18 protein-coding genes are annotated in these 15666 nt (G+C 62.5%); 12 read left to right on the plus strand and 6 right to left on the minus strand.

The window, feature by feature from the left end; genetic code table 11:
- Positions 1–106: 106 nt before the first annotated feature.
- Genes ACO06R_RS06545 through ACO06R_RS06555 form a run of 3 tightly spaced genes read left to right on the plus strand, consistent with a single transcriptional unit; the run spans position 107 to position 2633 of the window.
- On the plus strand, positions 107–742 hold the full coding sequence (locus ACO06R_RS06545) for a DUF1285 domain-containing protein (RefSeq protein WP_421857534.1): 636 nt from the start codon (positions 107–109) through the stop codon (positions 740–742).
- Positions 739–1365, plus strand: coding sequence for a CoA pyrophosphatase (locus ACO06R_RS06550; protein ID WP_421857536.1), 627 nt, complete (start codon positions 739–741; stop codon positions 1363–1365). The genes ACO06R_RS06545 and ACO06R_RS06550 overlap by 4 nt, the downstream gene beginning before the upstream one ends.
- A complete protein-coding gene (locus ACO06R_RS06555; protein ID WP_421857538.1) occupies positions 1362–2633 on the plus strand; it encodes a CCA tRNA nucleotidyltransferase in 1272 nt (423 codons plus the stop codon). Before ACO06R_RS06550 ends, ACO06R_RS06555 begins: the two co-directional genes overlap by 4 nt.
- On the opposite strand, the gene ACO06R_RS06560 is transcribed toward ACO06R_RS06555, so the two are convergent.
- Positions 2625–2807: a DUF1059 domain-containing protein gene (locus ACO06R_RS06560; RefSeq protein WP_421857540.1), complete on the minus strand. Its 183-nt coding sequence runs from the start codon at positions 2805–2807 to the stop codon at positions 2625–2627. The genes ACO06R_RS06555 and ACO06R_RS06560 overlap by 9 nt on opposite strands.
- A 97-nt stretch (positions 2808–2904) precedes the next feature.
- On the minus strand, positions 2905–3819 hold the full coding sequence (gene hemF, locus ACO06R_RS06565; protein ID WP_421857542.1) for an oxygen-dependent coproporphyrinogen oxidase: 915 nt from the start codon (positions 3817–3819) through the stop codon (positions 2905–2907).
- 146 nt (positions 3820–3965) lie between these two features.
- On the opposite strand from hemF, the gene ACO06R_RS06570 reads away from it, so the two are divergent.
- Together ACO06R_RS06570 and ACO06R_RS06575 are read left to right on the plus strand one after the other, a co-directional pair.
- Positions 3966–4217, plus strand: a complete 252-nt coding sequence (locus ACO06R_RS06570) for a hypothetical protein (protein WP_421857544.1) — start codon at positions 3966–3968, stop codon at positions 4215–4217.
- A 17-nt stretch (positions 4218–4234) separates the two neighbouring features.
- The gene (locus tag ACO06R_RS06575) at positions 4235–4723 is read left to right on the plus strand and encodes a GNAT family N-acetyltransferase (protein WP_421857546.1); all 489 of its coding nucleotides are present in this window, start codon (positions 4235–4237) and stop codon (positions 4721–4723) included.
- Here the strand turns inward: ACO06R_RS06575 and ACO06R_RS06580 are convergent.
- Positions 4689–5117 (minus strand): MarR family winged helix-turn-helix transcriptional regulator, encoded by a 429-nt coding sequence (locus ACO06R_RS06580; RefSeq protein WP_421857548.1) that lies wholly within the window; start codon positions 5115–5117, stop codon positions 4689–4691. The genes ACO06R_RS06575 and ACO06R_RS06580 overlap by 35 nt on opposite strands.
- A 71-nt stretch (positions 5118–5188) precedes the next feature.
- Between ACO06R_RS06580 and ACO06R_RS06585 the strand changes: the two genes are divergently transcribed.
- Positions 5189–5635, plus strand: coding sequence for a hypothetical protein (locus ACO06R_RS06585; RefSeq protein ID WP_421857550.1), 447 nt, complete (start codon positions 5189–5191; stop codon positions 5633–5635).
- Between the two features lie 4 nt (positions 5636–5639).
- Here the strand turns inward: ACO06R_RS06585 and ACO06R_RS06590 are convergent, their stop codons facing one another.
- Complete coding sequence (locus tag ACO06R_RS06590; RefSeq protein WP_421857551.1) at positions 5640–6131, minus strand: tRNA (cytidine(34)-2'-O)-methyltransferase; 492 nt, start codon at positions 6129–6131, stop codon at positions 5640–5642.
- Positions 6132–6533: 402 nt separating this feature from the next.
- Here ACO06R_RS06590 and ACO06R_RS06595 point away from each other — a divergent pair, with 402 nt between their 5' ends.
- The 6 genes from ACO06R_RS06595 (at position 6534) to ACO06R_RS06620 (ending at position 13835) form a co-directional block, all read left to right on the plus strand.
- On the plus strand, positions 6534–8381 hold the full coding sequence (locus ACO06R_RS06595) for an ABC transporter ATP-binding protein (protein WP_421857553.1): 1848 nt from the start codon (positions 6534–6536) through the stop codon (positions 8379–8381).
- The gene (locus tag ACO06R_RS06600; RefSeq protein WP_421857555.1) at positions 8378–10285 is read left to right on the plus strand and encodes an ABC transporter ATP-binding protein; all 1908 of its coding nucleotides are present in this window, start codon (positions 8378–8380) and stop codon (positions 10283–10285) included. The genes ACO06R_RS06595 and ACO06R_RS06600 overlap by 4 nt, the downstream gene beginning before the upstream one ends.
- 176 nt (positions 10286–10461) lie before the next feature.
- Positions 10462–11022, plus strand: a complete 561-nt coding sequence (gene petA, locus ACO06R_RS06605; protein ID WP_421857557.1) for a ubiquinol-cytochrome c reductase iron-sulfur subunit — start codon at positions 10462–10464, stop codon at positions 11020–11022.
- A gap of 2 nt (positions 11023–11024) precedes the next feature.
- The gene (locus ACO06R_RS06610; RefSeq protein ID WP_421857559.1) at positions 11025–12314 is read left to right on the plus strand and encodes a cytochrome b; all 1290 of its coding nucleotides are present in this window, start codon (positions 11025–11027) and stop codon (positions 12312–12314) included.
- A gap of 42 nt (positions 12315–12356) precedes the next feature.
- The gene (locus ACO06R_RS06615) at positions 12357–13190 is read left to right on the plus strand and encodes a cytochrome c1 (protein ID WP_421857561.1); all 834 of its coding nucleotides are present in this window, start codon (positions 12357–12359) and stop codon (positions 13188–13190) included.
- 105 nt (positions 13191–13295) lie between these two features.
- Positions 13296–13835 (plus strand): adenine phosphoribosyltransferase, encoded by a 540-nt coding sequence (locus ACO06R_RS06620; RefSeq protein ID WP_421859248.1) that lies wholly within the window; start codon positions 13296–13298, stop codon positions 13833–13835.
- Positions 13836–13847: 12 nt separating this feature from the next.
- Here the strand turns inward: ACO06R_RS06620 and ACO06R_RS06625 are convergent, their stop codons facing one another.
- Together ACO06R_RS06625 and ychF are read right to left on the minus strand one after the other, a co-directional pair.
- The gene (locus ACO06R_RS06625; protein WP_421857563.1) at positions 13848–14501 is read right to left on the minus strand and encodes a zinc dependent phospholipase C family protein; all 654 of its coding nucleotides are present in this window, start codon (positions 14499–14501) and stop codon (positions 13848–13850) included.
- 57 nt (positions 14502–14558) lie between these two features.
- A complete protein-coding gene (gene ychF, locus ACO06R_RS06630) occupies positions 14559–15662 on the minus strand; it encodes a redox-regulated ATPase YchF (protein ID WP_421857565.1) in 1104 nt (367 codons plus the stop codon).
- Positions 15663–15666 lie beyond the last annotated feature (4 nt).

Raw genomic sequence — 15666 nt, forward strand, 5'->3', positions numbered from 1 at the left:
CGTGGTCGCCTAGTAATGCGAAGGTAAATCAGGAACAGGTGCTGACAAGCCGTCGGTGACTGACTATTTCGTGACTCGAAAGGCTTATCCACGCCGATTTGATGACATGGCGAAGAAAATGACAAATTCCGGCAATCGCAAGGCGCTCTCGGACGTGTCGGATATCTCCGGTCTGCAGGCGCTTTTGTCGCGTTCAGTCGACACGGAGCGGGGATTGCCGCCGGTCGACAGATGGAATCCGGACTATTGCGGCGACCTCGACATGGTGATTCGAGCCGACGGAACCTGGTTCTACATGGGCACGCCGATTGGCCGCGCGCCGCTGGTGCGGTTGTTCTCGACGGTGCTGCGCAAGGACGAGGACGGCAAAACCTATCTGGTGACGCCGGTCGAGAAAATCGGGATCACAGTCGAGGATGCGCATTTCGTCGCCGTGGAGATGCATGTGCGGGATCGCGGGCCGGATCAGGTGCTGACATTCAGGACCAATGTCGGCGACGTGGTCGAGGCAGGGCCGGAGCATGCGCTGCGGTTCGAGCTGGAGGCCGAAAGCGACGGGCTGAAACCCTATCTGCATGTGCGCGGCAGGCTGGAGGCGCTGGTCAGCCGGGCGGTGATGTACGACATCGTCGAACTCGGCGAGACCGTGGAGATCGACGGCGAACAGATGTTTGCCGTGCGCTCGGGCGGCGAGGTCTTCGCCGTCATGCCGGCCGACGAACTCGAAAGGGCTGCCCGGTGAGCGTAAACGGCGCCCGCTTTACCATTGGCGACTTTCGCGAACGGGCGTCGACCGCCGCGCCCGATGTCGATCCTGTGTTCGGCGACCACATCCTGAACCCGGAGTTCACCGACCTGGTGATACAAAACGCTGTGAAGGAAGCCGCAGTGCTGATCCCGATCATCGACCGGCCGGACGGTCCGTCGGTGCTGCTGACCCAACGCACTGAACATCTGCGCACCCATTCCGGACAGATCGCCTTTCCCGGCGGGCGCATCGACCCGGAGGACGGGACGGCGGAGTTTGCGGCCATTCGCGAATGCGAGGAGGAAACGGGGATCGGCCGCGACCATGTGGAAATCGTCGGCAGACTGCCAGACTACATCGCCGGTTCGGGCTTCCGGATCGCACCGTTCCTGTCGGTTCTTCGCCCGGGCTACAATCTGGTGCCGAATCCGGACGAGGTGGAAGCCGTGTTCGACGTGCCCCTGGCGTTTCTTATGGACACTGCCAATCATCGCCATGGCAGCCGGGTTCTCGGCGGCAAGGAGCGCCACTATTACGAAATGCCCTATGGCGAGCGTTACATCTGGGGGATCACCGCCGGGATCATCCGGATGATGTATGAGAGGCTCTACCGGTGACCGCGACGACGGACGATACGACAAGGATCGATGCTGCGTGGCTGCACGACGAGGCGTTGCAAGCCATACTCGGCTTTCTCAACCGGGACGGTGAGAGGGCGCGGATCGTCGGCGGTGCGGTGCGCAACCACCTGTTCGGCGAGGAGATCGGCGATGTCGACATCGCCACGACCTGCCTGCCGGAGGAGACCGTCCGGCGGGCCGAGGCGGCCGGTTTCAGGACCGTGCCGACCGGCATCGAGCATGGCACGGTGATGGTCGTCGCCGATCATCACGGTTTCGAGGTGACGACGCTGCGCGAGGACATCGAGACCGACGGGCGCCGGGCGGTGGTCGCGTTCGGCCGCGACTGGGAGCATGACGCCCATCGGCGCGATTTCACGGTCAACGCGCTGTACTGCGAAGCGGACGGCACCATTGTCGATCTGGTTGGCGGACTTCCGGATATCGAAAACCGGACGATCCGCTTCATCGGGACGGCGGACAACCGAATCCGCGAGGATTATCTGCGTATTTTGCGGTTTTTCCGGTTCTTCGCCTGGTATGGCAGCGGACGCCCCGATGCTGCAGGCCTGCTGGCCTGTACGCGGTTGAAGGACGGATTGGCCGGGCTGTCGGCGGAACGGATCTGGTCGGAGATGCGCAAACTGTTGAGCGCGCCCGATCCGTCGCGGACGCTGTTGTGGATGCGTCAGGCCGGCGTCCTGACCCAGGTGCTTCCGGAATCCGAGAAATGGGGAATCGACGGTCTTCCGGCCTATATTGCGGCGGAAAAGGCACTCGGATGGGAGCCTGACCCGCTTGCGCGGCTGATGACGATGATTGCGCCGCGCGTCGATCGGGCAACTGCCGTCGCCACGCGCTGGAAACTCTCCAATGCCGACAAGGCGCGGCTGGAGGCATGGGCGAAGGGCGCGGATATCGGCGACGATTGCGACGAGCGGGAATTGGCGCAAATCATGTACCGGACCGCCCGGCAGCCCGTCCTCGACCAGCTGCGTCTTTCGCTTGCCGGATTGCGGGCGAAAGCCGAGGACGACGCCGCCCTGCTGGAGGCGGCGGCGCGAATGGTGCGGCTGGAGCGGTTCGCAGTTCAGTGGACGAAGCCGGTGTTTCCGGTCAGCGGGCGTGACCTGCAAGCAGTCGGCCACGTGCAAGGTAACGCACTTGGCAACCTGTTGCGCGAACTGGAAACCCGCTGGATCGACAGCGGCTTCGCACTGACCCGCGAGGCGCTTCTCGAAGCAGTCGACAAACCGTCAGGCTGAGGGTTTCCCTTCCTCGGTTATCCGGTGCTTTATCTGTTCGACCATGCCGGGACGCACGGTCTGTTCTTCATGGGCGCCGCGAAGGTGCTCGGAAGCGCGGCGCACGATCTCGGCTTCCTCTTCGGCGTGGGTCTTCCAGTGGCAACCGGGAACAAGGCATTCATACTGTTTCATGGTCTTATCCTCCGTTCGGCGGAGTAATAATACCATCCGACCACAGGCCGGATCATTGCTTTCAATCAATGACAGGGGTGGCTGCGTTGCAGGCTGATCACGGCCACCTGACCGCCGGCGGCAGCGACGACAGGATGGAATCGATGTTTCCGCCGGTCTTCAGGCCGAACAATGTGCCGCGGTCGTAGAGCAGATTGAACTCGACATAGCGGCCGCGCTGAACAAGCTGTTCCTCGCGCTCGCTGTCCGACCAGCCGGTATTGAAGTTCTTGCGCACGAGATGCGGGTAAACGATCAAAAATGTGCGTCCGACGTCTTGCGTGAAAGCGAAGTCGGCTTCCCAGCCGCCGGCTTCATCGGGTGAATGCTGCCAATCGTAGAATATGCCGCCAACGCCGCGCGGCTCGTTGCGGTGTGGCAGGAAGAAGTAATCGTCACACCACTGCTTGAGCTTCGGATAGTCGGCGACCGGGTGTTTGGAACAGGCGAGTTCGAAGGACCTGTGAAACGACATGGTGTCCGGATCGTCCTGGCTGCGGCGGCGGTGAAGCACCGGTGTCAGGTCGGCGCCGCCGCCGAACCACCAACTCGTCGTCACCACCATGCGGGTGTTCATGTGAACCGCCGGTACGTTCGGGTTCTGCGGATGGGCAATCAGCGAAATTCCGGACGCCCAGAAGCGAGGGTCTTCAGAGGCGCCGGGAATGCGGTCGCGGAACTCCTCGGAGAACTCGCCTTGGACGGTGGATGTGTGAACGCCGACCTTCTCGAAGACGCGGCCATAAAGCATCGACATCACGCCGCCGCCGCCGCGCCCCTCATCGCGCAGCCACGGCGTGCGCTGGAAACGGCCCGGCGCGTAATCGGTAAACGGACCGGAGACCTCGTCCTCGATCTTTTCGAACGCCGCACAGATATTGTCGCGCAGCTCCTCGAACCAACGGCGCGCCATTTCCTTCTTGATCTCGATGTCGTCCGGCAAGCCCACCGGCAGTTCGGGACGCTCGTGCATTTTGGTCGGATACCCCCCAATATCTTGGCTCAATATGCGGTTAGCCTGCTGTCGCCGAGATTCCAAGAGCGGCAGCGGCGAAGCAGTTGTACAATTGACACATAGGTTTCACGAAATAAGATCAGTCTATCGCGGGGGACAGAATCATGCTTCCACCGAGACCGCCTCGGACGGTTGTCAGCCGTCAGCTGCAGAAAAGCCGAGAAATCGCGGCGGCGCGAAGCGACAGCTTCGTGCGTGAGACATTCCGGCTCGAGCGGCCCGCCGCCCGGCAGAAGGCGAAGGAATGGTTCAACCGCTATCCGAAAGCCGCATACTGGACGCAGGTGGAAAGCTGGCGGGTGCTTGACGACGACGTCATAGAGTTCACAATGCGCCGCCTGCCGACCGCCGATTGAAAGATCCTATTGCGACCATGACTGCAGAGACGCCTGTTTGCCGGCGCGCGACCGCGCCCGAGGAAATCGACCGCTGCCTGGAAATCCGCGATATCGTGTTCATCCGCGAACAGGGGGTGGCTCCCGATCTCGAACGCGACGGCCTGGAGGGCGAATGCCTGCATTTCCTTGCTTTCGTCGACGGCAAGCCGGTCGCCACGGCGCGCGTGCGCCTGCTCGACGAGGTCTGCAAATTCCAGCGGGTTGCGGTTTTGAAGGAAGTCCGTGGCAAGCGGATTGGCGATGCGCTGATGCGCTACATGATGACGGAACTGGGGCAGGACGATGCGGCTGGCCGCGACTACTTCCTGAGCAGTCAGGCGTCGGCGATCCCGTTCTACGAGAAGCTCGGCTTCGGCATCTGCTCCGACGAATACATGGAGGCCGGCATTCCGCACCGCGACATGCGGATGGCGGCAGGGCCGGCAACGGTCAACCGCGCATCGAGCGGATCGCGCGTTGCATGAAAGCCAGGAATTGACCTCTCTCGGCTTCTGAGAACGCCTGAAGAGCGCGCTCGTTCTGCTGGCGCGCGGCCTGTGTCGCGTCATCCCTGACAGCGCGCGCCTTGTCGGTCAGGAAAATCCTCTGGGCGCGGCGGTCCTCGGAGTGAGCCCGGCGGACGATCAGGCCATCGCGCTGCATCCGGCTGAGTGTGTTGGCCATCGTCGCCTGTTCGACATCCAGGCGCTGGACAAGGTCCTTCTGGGTCAGGCCGTCCTCGTCCCACAATTCGAGCAGCGCCATGAACTGCGCCGGCGCCAGGCCGAGCTCCGATATCCGTTCCTGCAATCCCGATGCGAACAGCCGGGCCATGTGGTTGGCGAGGAACCCGGCCGATTTGTCTTTTTTGAATGTCATGATGCGAAATAGCATTGCATAGTATGCTATTCAATCCTATTTATATAGCGTGCTATGTAAAGGAGGCGATCATGAAGAAACACATTCACGCAATTTCAGGTGCACTCGCATTGCTGACGATTCTGTCGTTCTGGACTGCGACGGTCACCGTCGAACTCTTCGGTGACATCGGGCAGGTCGTGGCGGTCAAACAGGCGATCGCCTATGGCTTGGCCGTTCTGATCCCGATGATGGCCATTGCCGGCGCTTCGGGCGCGTCGCTCGGCGCCAAATGGAAAAGCCCGGTCGTAAAGCGCAAGATGACGCGCATGAAGGTCATCGCAGCGACCGGTATTCTCGTACTCGCGCCGGCTGCGATCTTCTTGGCGATGAAAGCCGGGCAGGGCGATTTCGATACCGCTTTCGTCATCGTGCAGGGCATCGAGCTCGTCGCTGGCGCCGCGAACATCGCGCTGCTAGGCCTGAACATGCGCGACGGGATGGCCATGCGCCGCCGGCCGGTCGCAAGGCCGGCATGAAGCGTCAGGAGGGCCAAGTGAGTTGCCGCATCGCCTCGCCGGCGACCATCGCCACTGAAAGGGCGAGGTTGATCGAGCGCGCGCCTTTCACCATCGGGATCACCAAGCGGGCATCGGCGGCATCATGCACCGCATCCGGGACGCCGGCGCTTTCGCGGCCGAACAGCAGGATGTCCGTCGGCCGGAATTCGTGCGCGACATAGGGCGTATCAGCCTTCGTAGTGAGCAGGACTAGGCTTTTGGCCTCGACCACACGCCATGCCTCGAATTCTTCCCAGTTTACGTGCCGCGTCATCGCCGCCATTTCCAGATAGTCCATGCCGGCGCGCTTCAGGGCGCGGTCCGAGAGATCGAAGCCGGCCGGTTCAATGATGTGAACGGTAGCGCCAATACAGGCGGCGAGCCTCAGGATCGCGCCGGTGTTGCCGGGAATATCGGGCTGGAACAGCGCGATATCCGGTCCCCGCGTTGTTCTCTTAAGGTCAGTTGATGTCATCAGCTTCGATTACCTGGCTTCGGCCGCCTTGATACGCAGGGTCATCCGGTATATGAGGGGCGCCTCAACCGCAATCCGAAGGAGAGGACAATGGAAATGACAGTTTCGATCGCCCCAGTTGTCCTCGACAAGGCACGTCTGGCCTGGGGATTCCCACCAGTCGCCCGGCGCAGTTAGTCAAACCAGCGGTTCCGCTACTCCCAGTTCAGGGTCGATGACCGCCGGTTTTGGTTCCTCCAAATCGGATTCCGGTCATGCCCAATACTTCGCATTCCATCTGTTACCGCGTTCTGACGCGCCGTCCCCAAACCGGATCCCGGCCTGAGCCGCAATCCGGTCCGTACTTCGTATTCGCTGGCAACTTGCCGACGCGACACCACATTCATGCATGTGAGGTCCCCCATGTTCTCGTGGTTTGAAAATCGAATCGATCCGTTTCCGCCCGAACAGCCGGAGCAGCCGCCAACGACGCTGTTCGCCTTCTGCTGGCACTATACCAAGGCGATCTGGCCGTGGCTGGCTGCGGTTTCGGCAACATCGGCATTCATCTCGGTCATCCAGGTGATGATGTTCGGCTTTCTTGGCAACATCGTCGACTGGCTGACGGAGGCCAATCCTGAGACGTTCCTGGCTGATCAGGGAGGCACGCTCGTCTGGATGGCGTTTGTCGTGCTGGTGTTGCTGCCGGGTTCCGCGTTGCTGCACTCACTGATCATGCACCAGACGATTTTCGGCAACTATCCGATGCTGATTCGCTGGAAGTCGCACCGATACCTGCTTGGCCAGAGTTTCTCCTTCTATCAGGACGAGTTCGCCGGGCGCGTCGCCACCAAGATGATGCAGGCGGCGCTCGGCATTCGCGAGACGGTGACCAAGGCGATCGACGTTTTCGTCTATGTCCTGGTGTATTTCATCGGGGCGCTGGTGCTGGTCGCGACGCTCGACGTCTGGCTGATGGTGCCTTTCGTCCTGTGGCTCGTCGCCTATGTGACGCTGCTGCGCCACTTCCTGCCGAGGATGCGCGCCATCTCCGAATTGCAGTCGAATGCGCGTTCGACGATGACCGGGCGCGTGGTCGACAGCTACACCAACATCATGACGGTGAAGCTGTTCGCCCATGCCGGCCGCGAGGAAGGCTACGCACGCGAGGCGATGGACGACTTCCTGCAGACCGTACATCCGCAGATGCGGCTGGTGACGTGGCTCAACGCGACCCTGGACATCAGCAACATCCTGCTTCTGTTCCTGGTTACAGCAATCGGCCTGTGGTCGTGGATGGGCGGCGTGGCCAGCATTGGCGCGATCGCGGTCGCCGTCGGCCTGGTGTTCCGGCTGGAAGGCATGTCGCACTGGGTGATGTGGGAACTGGCCGGCGTGTTCGAAAACCTTGGCATGGCCGAGGACGGCATGGGCACGATCGCCAAACCGCACACCGTGCAGGACAAGTCGCAGGCGCGCACCCTGTCGGTTCCGGAAGGCCGCATCGAGTTCGACGGCATCCGGTTCCACTATGGCAAGGATGGCGGCGTGATCGAAGACCTGTCGTTGACCGTACAACCGGGCGAGAAGGTCGGCCTTGTCGGCCGGTCGGGAGCCGGGAAGTCGACCCTGATGAACGTGTTGTTGCGGCTATACGACCTGGAAGGCGGGGCGATCCGCGTCGACGGCCAGGACATCGCGGACGTCACGCAGGATTCGCTGCGCGCCCAGATCGGCGTGGTCACCCAGGATACGTCGTTGCTGCATCGTTCGGTGCGCGACAACATCGCCTATGGCAACCCGGATGCGACCGAAGAGGAAATCATCGAGGCGGCAAAGCGCGCCAATGCGCATGACTACATCATGGACCTGAGCGATCCGGGCGGCCGTACGGGCTATGACGCGCATGTCGGCGAACGCGGCGTGAAGCTGTCCGGCGGCCAGCGCCAGCGTATCGCGATCGCCCGCATGTTCCTCAAGAACGCGCCGATCCTGGTGCTGGACGAGGCGACCTCGGCGCTCGATTCGGAAGTCGAGGCGGCGATCCAGGAAAACCTGAATGCGCTGATGGAGGGCAAGACGGTGATCGCGATTGCGCACCGGCTGTCGACGATCTCCAGTCTCGACCGTCTTGTCGTCCTAGACAGGGGCGATATCGTGGAAGAGGGCGCGCATGAGGAGCTGGCGAAGTCCGGTGGACTGTACGCCCAGTTGTGGGCGCGGCAGTCCGGCGGCTTCCTTGGTGTGACGGAGGCCGTTGCCGCCGAATGAACGGAAACGACAGGCAAGTGCAGGAAGCAGAACCGCATTATCGCAATACCGACCACCCGGTGTGGAACCGGGTGGAGCGGTTCATCGAGCCGTTTGCGGACACCGACAGGCAGGTGTTGCCGCAAACGGCTTGGGGCTTCATCGCCTACTTCGCACGCCAGGCGCGGTGGCCTTTCATCGCACTGCTTTTCGTTGGCGGAATGATGGGGCTCGTCGAGGCGGCGCTGTTCTGGTCGGTCGGCTGGCTGATCGACATTCTTGACGCGTCGAGCCCACAGGCGCTGCTTACCGACCACTGGCAGCCGCTGCTGGCCATGGGAGCGCTTTTGCTGGTGGTGCGCGCCATCGTGATGATCTGCGCGGCCATCATCGAACAGCAGGTGATCGTGCCGCGGTTCTATTCCATGGTGCGGTGGCAATCGTTCCGGCGGGTGATCGAACAGCCCTATGCGTTCTACCAGAACGATTTCGCCGGCCGGATCGCCACCAAGATCATGCAGGCCGGCGAATCGACGGGCGATTTCATCGTCACCTCGCTGCAGTCGTTCTGGTCCTTCGTGACGTTTGTCGTGCTGACCGCTTCCATCCTCGCCGTGCTCGACTGGCGCATGGGGCTCGTGGTCGCCGTGTGGGCGGTCGGATACGGGCTGATCATTCGCTACCTGCTGCCGCTGCTGCGCCAGGCCGGCAAGGAAAATGCCAATGAGCGCGCCATTCTGAATGGCCGCATGGTCGATGTGTTCACCAACATCCTGTCGGTGAAGCTGTTCGACAGCGGCCGCCGTGAACACTCGGTGGTACGCGAATCGCTGACAAACTATCTCGGCGCGGTGACGCATCTGACGCGGATGATCACGGCGGTGCGGGCGTCGCTGGCTGTGTTGAACGGCGTGATGATGACTTCGGTGGCGGCGCTCGCCGTCTCCGCCTGGATCGGCGGATCGCTTTCCACCGGCGCGATTGCCGCCACAATGGGTCTGATCTTTCGGCTGAACCAGATGTCGGGCTGGATGATGTTCAACATCAACGGGCTGATCCGCGCCTATTCGACGGTGCAGGACGCAACCGAGACGATTTCCGTGGAACCTGCGATCCGCGACCGGCCGGGCGCATTGGCGCTGCCGCGCACCGCCGGGCATATCCGCTTCGAGGACGTGTCGTTCCAGTACGGCAAGAAGCACGGCGAGTTGTTCGACGGTCTCGATGTGGAGATCCGCCCGGGCGAGAAGGTCGGCTTGGTGGGGCCTTCAGGTGCGGGCAAGTCGACCTTCGTCAACCTGTTGCTGCGGTTGTTCGAAGTCGAAGGTGGACGCATTCTTGTGGACGGACGCGACATCCGCGATGTCACCCAGGCGTCGCTACGCGAACAGTTCGGCGTGGTCAGCCAGGAACCGTCGCTGATGCACCGGTCGCTGCGCGACAACATCGCTTATGGCCGCCCGGATGCGACGGATGCGGATATTGCGGCGGCGGCCAAACGGGCCCATGCACACGATTTCATCGCTGCCGTTGAGGACCCGAAAGGCCGGCACGGCTATGACGCCCATGTCGGCGAGCGCGGCATCAAGCTGTCCGGCGGCCAGCGACAGCGTGTGGCGATCGCCCGCGTGATGCTGAAGGACGCACCGGTGCTGATCCTCGACGAGGCGACGTCATCGCTCGATTCGGAGATCGAGGCCGCGATCCAGGAAAACCTGCAGACGCTGATGACCGGCAAGACGGTCGTAGCCATTGCGCACCGGCTTTCGACCATCGCGGCGATGGACCGGCTGATTGTTCTCGACCGGGGCCGCGTGGTTGAAACCGGCAGCCATGAGGAGCTTGTCAGGCGCGGCGGTCTCTATGCGCGGCTGTGGGCGCGCCAGTCCGGCGGATTTCTGGCGGTCGGCGAAGCGGCGGAGTGACGCCGGGTGCGCCGGCTCCCGCCTGGCGCGACATGTTGCCATCATACCCTTGTCGAGTCTGGACAAGAGTTTAGAACCGAAATAAGTCACATCGGAAACGTGGCTGGTTGCGGGCGCGATGCGTCTTGGCGCGCCCAGTCACGGGGGACTGCGACCGTACCGGAAAGGAAGCTCTTGTGAGCGAAGAGACAATCACTGCCGATGAGCCGACACGCCGCGATTTCATATACGTCGCCACGGGGATGATGGGCGCGGTCGGCGTTGCCGCCGTTGCATGGCCGTTTATCGACCAGATGCGCCCAGACGCCGCCGTGCGCGCAGCCGGGCTGCCGGTCGAGATCGACATCTCGGCGATCGAGGAAGGTCAGGCCATCACCGTGACCTGGCGCGGCAAGCCGTATTTCGTGCGCCGCCTGACCGGTGAGGAAATCGCTGCCTCGGGTGAACTCGGCGCGGGCGACATGAAAGACTTCCAGCCGTCCGACGAGCGTATCAGCGGACCGGCCGATGCGGAGAACCAGTGGGTTGTCGTATCGGCGAACTGCACGCATCTCGGCTGCATTCCGAAAACCGTCGAAAACGCGCCTGAGGGCTGGTACTGCCCGTGCCACGGTTCGGTCTTTGATTCGACCGGCCGCATTCTGCGTGGTCCGGCCGCCACCAATCTACCGTTGCCGCCTTTCGTATTCGCAAGCGCCGAAACGCTTGTCATCGGCACCGAGACCGCAGGAGCCTGAGAATGAGCAATCTGGAACACCACGGCTCCTACACGCCGACTTCGGGATTCGGCAAATGGATCGACGCGCGCATGCCTTTGCCGCGCCTGATGTACGATTCCTTCGTCGCCTATCCGGTGCCGCGCAACCTGAACTACGCCTACACCTTCGGCGGCATTCTCTCGATCATGCTGGTGGTGCAGATCGTCACCGGTGTCGTGCTGGCGATGCATTATGCCGCATCGACGGCGCTCGCATTCGACAGCGTCGAGCACATCATGCGCGACGTGAACTCCGGCTGGCTGCTGCGCTACCTGCACTCCAACGGCGCGTCGTTCTTCTTTATCGCGGTCTACCTGCACATTTTCAGGGGCATGTATTACGGCTCCTACAAGGCGCCGCGCGAACTGCTGTGGATCCTCGGTTGCATCATCTACCTTCTGATGATGGCGACCGGCTTCCTGGGCTACGTGCTGCCGTGGGGCCAGATGTCCTATTGGGGCGCGCAGGTGATCACCGGCTTCTTCACCGCATTCCCGGTGGTCGGCGAGCCGATCCAGCAGTTGCTGCTTGGCGGTTACTCGGTCGACAATCCGACGCTCAATCGCTTCTTCTCACTGCACTACCTGCTGCCGTTCATGATCGCCGGCGTGGTGATCCTGCATGTGTGGGCGCTGCATGTGACGGGGCAGACCAACCCGACCGGCATCGAGGTCAAGTCGAAGACCGACACCGTGCCGTTCACGCCCTATGCGACAGTCAAGGACGCGTTCGCGCTGATGGTGTTCTTCATCGCCTACGCCTACTTCGTCTTCTACATGCCGAACTATCTCGGCCATGCCGACAACTACATCGTGGCCAACCCGCTGGTGACGCCGGCGCATATCGTGCCCGAATGGTACTTCCTGCCGTTCTACGCGATCCTGCGCGCCATCACCTTCGACATCGGCCCGATCACCTCCAAGCTGGGCGGCGTTCTGGCCATGTTCGGCGCGATCGCGGTGCTGTTCATCCTGCCGTGGCTGGACACCTCGAAGGTCAAGTCGGCGGTCTACCGTCCGTGGTACAAGCTGTTCTTCTGGCTGTTCGCCGCCAACGCCGTGTTCCTCGGCTGGCTCGGCGCCAAGCCGGCGGAAGGCGTCTACACGACGCTGGCGCAGCTTTCGACGGCCTACTACTTCGGGTTCTTCATTATCATTCTGCCGTTGCTCGGATTGGTGGAAACGCCACGGCGACTGCCGAACTCGATCACCGAAGCAGTGCTGGAGAAGAACAAGGCACGCAACGCAGAAGCGCCGGTCGCGGCGGAATAGGGGACTGGGCCTCTTTCTGCCCACAGAAACGGGAACTTGAGAATGAGAAACATCCTGGCCACTATTGGCGCTGCGGGTCTGGCGATCGCCGTTGCCGTTTCCGGGGCAATGGCAGCCGACTACCCGCTGAACAAGCCGCGAGAGCAGTCATGGAGCTTTGCCGGACCGTTCGGCACTTATGACAAGGGACAGCTGCAGCGCGGCCTGAAGGTTTACCAAGAGGTTTGCTCGTCCTGTCACGGTCTGGAGCGCGTGGCGTTCCGTACCCTTGAGGACCTCGGCTATTCCGATGCACAGATCAAGGCATTCGCCGCCGAGTTCGAGTTCGAGGACGGACCGAACGACGAGGGCGAGATGTTCACGCGGCCGGGCCGCGCGACGGACAAATTCCCCAGCCCGTTCGAAAATGAAAAGGCTGCGGCTTATGCCAACAACGGCGCGATCCCGCCGGACCTGTCGCTGATTGCCAAGGCGCGCGCGGTGGAACGCGGCTTTCCGCTGTTCGTGATCGACATCTTCACGCAGTATGCCGAGAACGGTCCCGACTATCTCTACTCGCTGCTGACCGGTTACAAGGACGAAGCGCCGGCACACAAGGAGGTCCCGGAAGGCCTCTACTACAACCCGTATTTCAACGCCGGTTCGGCGCTGGCGATGGCACCGCCGCTCTACGACGAGGGTGTCGAGTATGACGACGGGACCGTGGCGACCATCGAGCAACAGGCCAAGGACGTCACCGCGTTTCTGATGTGGGCGGCCGAGCCGAGCTTGCAAGACCGCAAGGAGATGGGCTTCCGGGTGATGATTTTCCTGGTGCTGTTTGCCGCGCTTCTCTACCTGACCAAAAAGCAGGTGTGGTCGCGCGTCGAGCACTAAGCCTGGACAGGACTGGCCAAGAGGGCGCTTCGGCGCCCTTTTCTTTTGCCCTGACTGCGGACATGATCCGACGGGGAGATATTTTAGATGATACGGAAAGCCGACATGAATTTGCGCGAAAGCCTGGTGGCCGCCATTCGATCCATCCCCGATTATCCAAAGGAAGGGATCGTGTTTCGCGACATCACCACATTGCTTGGCGATGCGCGGGCGTTCCGCCGTTCCATCGACGAACTGGTGCATCCCTATGCAGGCACCAAGATCGACAAGATCGCCGGCGTCGAGGCGCGCGGTTTCATCCTTGGCGGCGCGATCTCGCACCAACTTTCAGCGGGCTTCGTGCCGATCCGCAAGAAGGGCAAGCTGCCGCACGACACGGTGCGCATCGCCTACAGCCTCGAATACGGCGTCGACGAGATGGAGATGCACAAGGACGCGGTGAAACCGGGCGAGCGCGTCATCCTGGTCGACGACCTGATCGCCACCGGCGGCACCGCCGAGGGCGCGGTCAAGCTGTTGCAGCAGATGGGCGCGGAAGTGGTCGCGGCGTGTTTCGTGGTCGACCTGCCGGCGCTTGGCGGCCGCGCCAAGATCGAGGCGCTTGGCGTGCCGGTGCGCACGCTGGTCGAGTTCGAGGGCGAGTAGGCCCAAAGACGCTTATCCCAGCATCAGCGTGAAGTAGAGCGGCACGCCGACATAGGCGCAGATGGCAAGCGCGCACAGTGCGCGCACCCACAGCGCCTTGAAGCGGCGGAAGACGATCACCGCCAGCGCGACGCCGAGCAACATCTCGAAGAACGCGAATGTGTCGCCGTAATAGTTTCGGTCCCAATAACTGACCGGCGACTGGAACCGCCAGTCCGAGAGAGGCCAGAAATGCGGATGCGCATCGGCGGCATGGACCGGAAAGTCGCCGGCCAGGTGGACGATGGCGCCGAGTGCGAACATGGCGATCGCGCTGTTGCGCACGGCCTGCCAGGTATTCTCAAGTGGCGTCGGCGTATCGCCAAGGGGCAGGGCCTCGCCGCCATTTGCTGTTCGCAGCGAAATCAGCGTGATCCCGAGCGCCAAAAAACCCGCATAGAGCGGCAGCGAATTGCCGATGGCCGTCAGGGTCAGCATCGGCTCGGCGAAATAGATCTCACGCCACAGCGTGCGCTCCGGAATGCCGGCCAGCTTGGACCATAAGAACAGCCCGTAGATCGCCGCGTCCGGCGCGAAGGCGCCGGCGACAAGCGCAGCGTTCTGGCGCGGCCTGCCGGGACGCGCGAACAGCGCCGCGGCCATCAGGATGTGTGTCTGCGACATCATGGCCGCTCGAACCTAGACCACCTCAGCGCGATGGGAAGCCACTTTTCGGTGAACGGGCTAGACGTTGAACTTGAACAGCATGACATCGCCATCAAGAACGACATATTCCTTGCCCTCGTCGCGCGCCTTGCCGGCTTCCTTGGCCGCCGTCTCGCCGCCGAGCGCCACATAGTCGCCATAGGCAATGGTCTGGGCGCGGATGAAGCCCTTCTCGAAGTCGGTGTGGATCTCGCCGGCGGCCTGCGGCGCCTTGGCGCCCTTCTTGACTGTCCAGGCGCGCGATTCCTTCGGCCCGGCGGTAAAGAAGGTGATCAGGTCGAGCAGGGCGTAGCCCTCGCGGATCAGCCGGTCGAGACCCGGCTCTTCGAGGCCCATGGCTTCGAGATAGTCGGTCGCCTCGGCATCGTCGAGCTGGGCGATCTCGGCCTCGATGGCGGCCGAGATGACCACAGTGCGGGCGCCCTGTGCGGCAGCCATTGCGGCAACAGCGGCAGAATGGGCGTTGCCGTCGGCGGCTTCTTCCTCGGCGACATTGCAGACATAAAGCACCGGCTTGGATGTCAGCAGGTTCAAACCCTTCAGGATGGCGAGATCCTCGGCGGCGATGCCGTCGAGCAGCAGCCGGACAGGTTTGGAATCCTGCAGCAGTTCCAGCGCCTGCTCCATCATCGGCAGGACGGTCGTCGCTTCCTTGTCCTTGCCGGTGGCGCGCTTGCGGATCTGCACGATGCGGCGTTCCAAGCTCTCAAGGTCGGCGAGCATAAGTTCGGTCTCGACCGTCTCGGCGTCGGAGACCGGATCGATGCGGCCTTCCACATGGGTGACGTCGTCGTCCTCGAAGCAACGAAGCACATGGATGATCGCGTCGACCTCGCGGATATTGGCGAGGAACTGGTTGCCGAGACCCTCGCCCTTCGACGCGCCGCGCACGAGGCCGGCAATGTCGACGAAGTTGATGCGGGTCGGGATGACCTCCTTCGACCTGGCGATCGCGGCGATCTCGGCAAGGCGCGGATCCGGCACGGCAACCTCGCCGGTATTCGGCTCGATGGTGCAGAACGGATAGTTGGCGGCCTGCGCGGCGGCCGTCTTGGTCAGCGCGTTGAAGAGCGTCGACTTGCCGACATTGGGCAGGCCGACGATACCGCATTTGAAACCCATCGGG

This window comes from Oricola sp. (assembly GCF_965230365.1).
GTDB lineage: Bacteria > Pseudomonadota > Alphaproteobacteria > Rhizobiales > Rhizobiaceae > Oricola.

Excerpts from the sequence above, each read along its gene's own strand:
- ACO06R_RS06545 (WP_421857534.1), top strand. The coding sequence starts at position 107 with ATGGCGAAGAAAATGACAAATTCCGGCAATCGCAAGGCGCTCTCGGAC.
- ACO06R_RS06560 (WP_421857540.1), bottom strand. The coding sequence starts at position 2,807 with ATGAAACAGTATGAATGCCTTGTTCCCGGTTGCCACTGGAAGACCCAC.
- hemF (WP_421857542.1), bottom strand. The coding sequence starts at position 3,819 with ATGCACGAGCGTCCCGAACTGCCGGTGGGCTTGCCGGACGACATCGAG.
- ACO06R_RS06570 (WP_421857544.1), top strand. The coding sequence starts at position 3,966 with ATGCTTCCACCGAGACCGCCTCGGACGGTTGTCAGCCGTCAGCTGCAG.
- ACO06R_RS06575 (WP_421857546.1), top strand. The coding sequence starts at position 4,235 with ATGACTGCAGAGACGCCTGTTTGCCGGCGCGCGACCGCGCCCGAGGAA.
- ACO06R_RS06580 (WP_421857548.1), bottom strand. The coding sequence starts at position 5,117 with ATGACATTCAAAAAAGACAAATCGGCCGGGTTCCTCGCCAACCACATG.
- ACO06R_RS06585 (WP_421857550.1), top strand. The coding sequence starts at position 5,189 with ATGAAGAAACACATTCACGCAATTTCAGGTGCACTCGCATTGCTGACG.
- ACO06R_RS06590 (WP_421857551.1), bottom strand. The coding sequence starts at position 6,131 with ATGACATCAACTGACCTTAAGAGAACAACGCGGGGACCGGATATCGCG.
- ACO06R_RS06595 (WP_421857553.1), top strand. The coding sequence starts at position 6,534 with ATGTTCTCGTGGTTTGAAAATCGAATCGATCCGTTTCCGCCCGAACAG.
- ACO06R_RS06600 (WP_421857555.1), top strand. The coding sequence starts at position 8,378 with ATGAACGGAAACGACAGGCAAGTGCAGGAAGCAGAACCGCATTATCGC.
- ACO06R_RS06610 (WP_421857559.1), top strand. The coding sequence starts at position 11,025 with ATGAGCAATCTGGAACACCACGGCTCCTACACGCCGACTTCGGGATTC.
- ACO06R_RS06615 (WP_421857561.1), top strand. The coding sequence starts at position 12,357 with ATGAGAAACATCCTGGCCACTATTGGCGCTGCGGGTCTGGCGATCGCC.
- ACO06R_RS06620 (WP_421859248.1), top strand. The coding sequence starts at position 13,296 with ATGAATTTGCGCGAAAGCCTGGTGGCCGCCATTCGATCCATCCCCGAT.
- ACO06R_RS06625 (WP_421857563.1), bottom strand. The coding sequence starts at position 14,501 with ATGATGTCGCAGACACACATCCTGATGGCCGCGGCGCTGTTCGCGCGT.
- ychF (WP_421857565.1), bottom strand. The coding sequence starts at position 15,662 with ATGGGTTTCAAATGCGGTATCGTCGGCCTGCCCAATGTCGGCAAGTCG.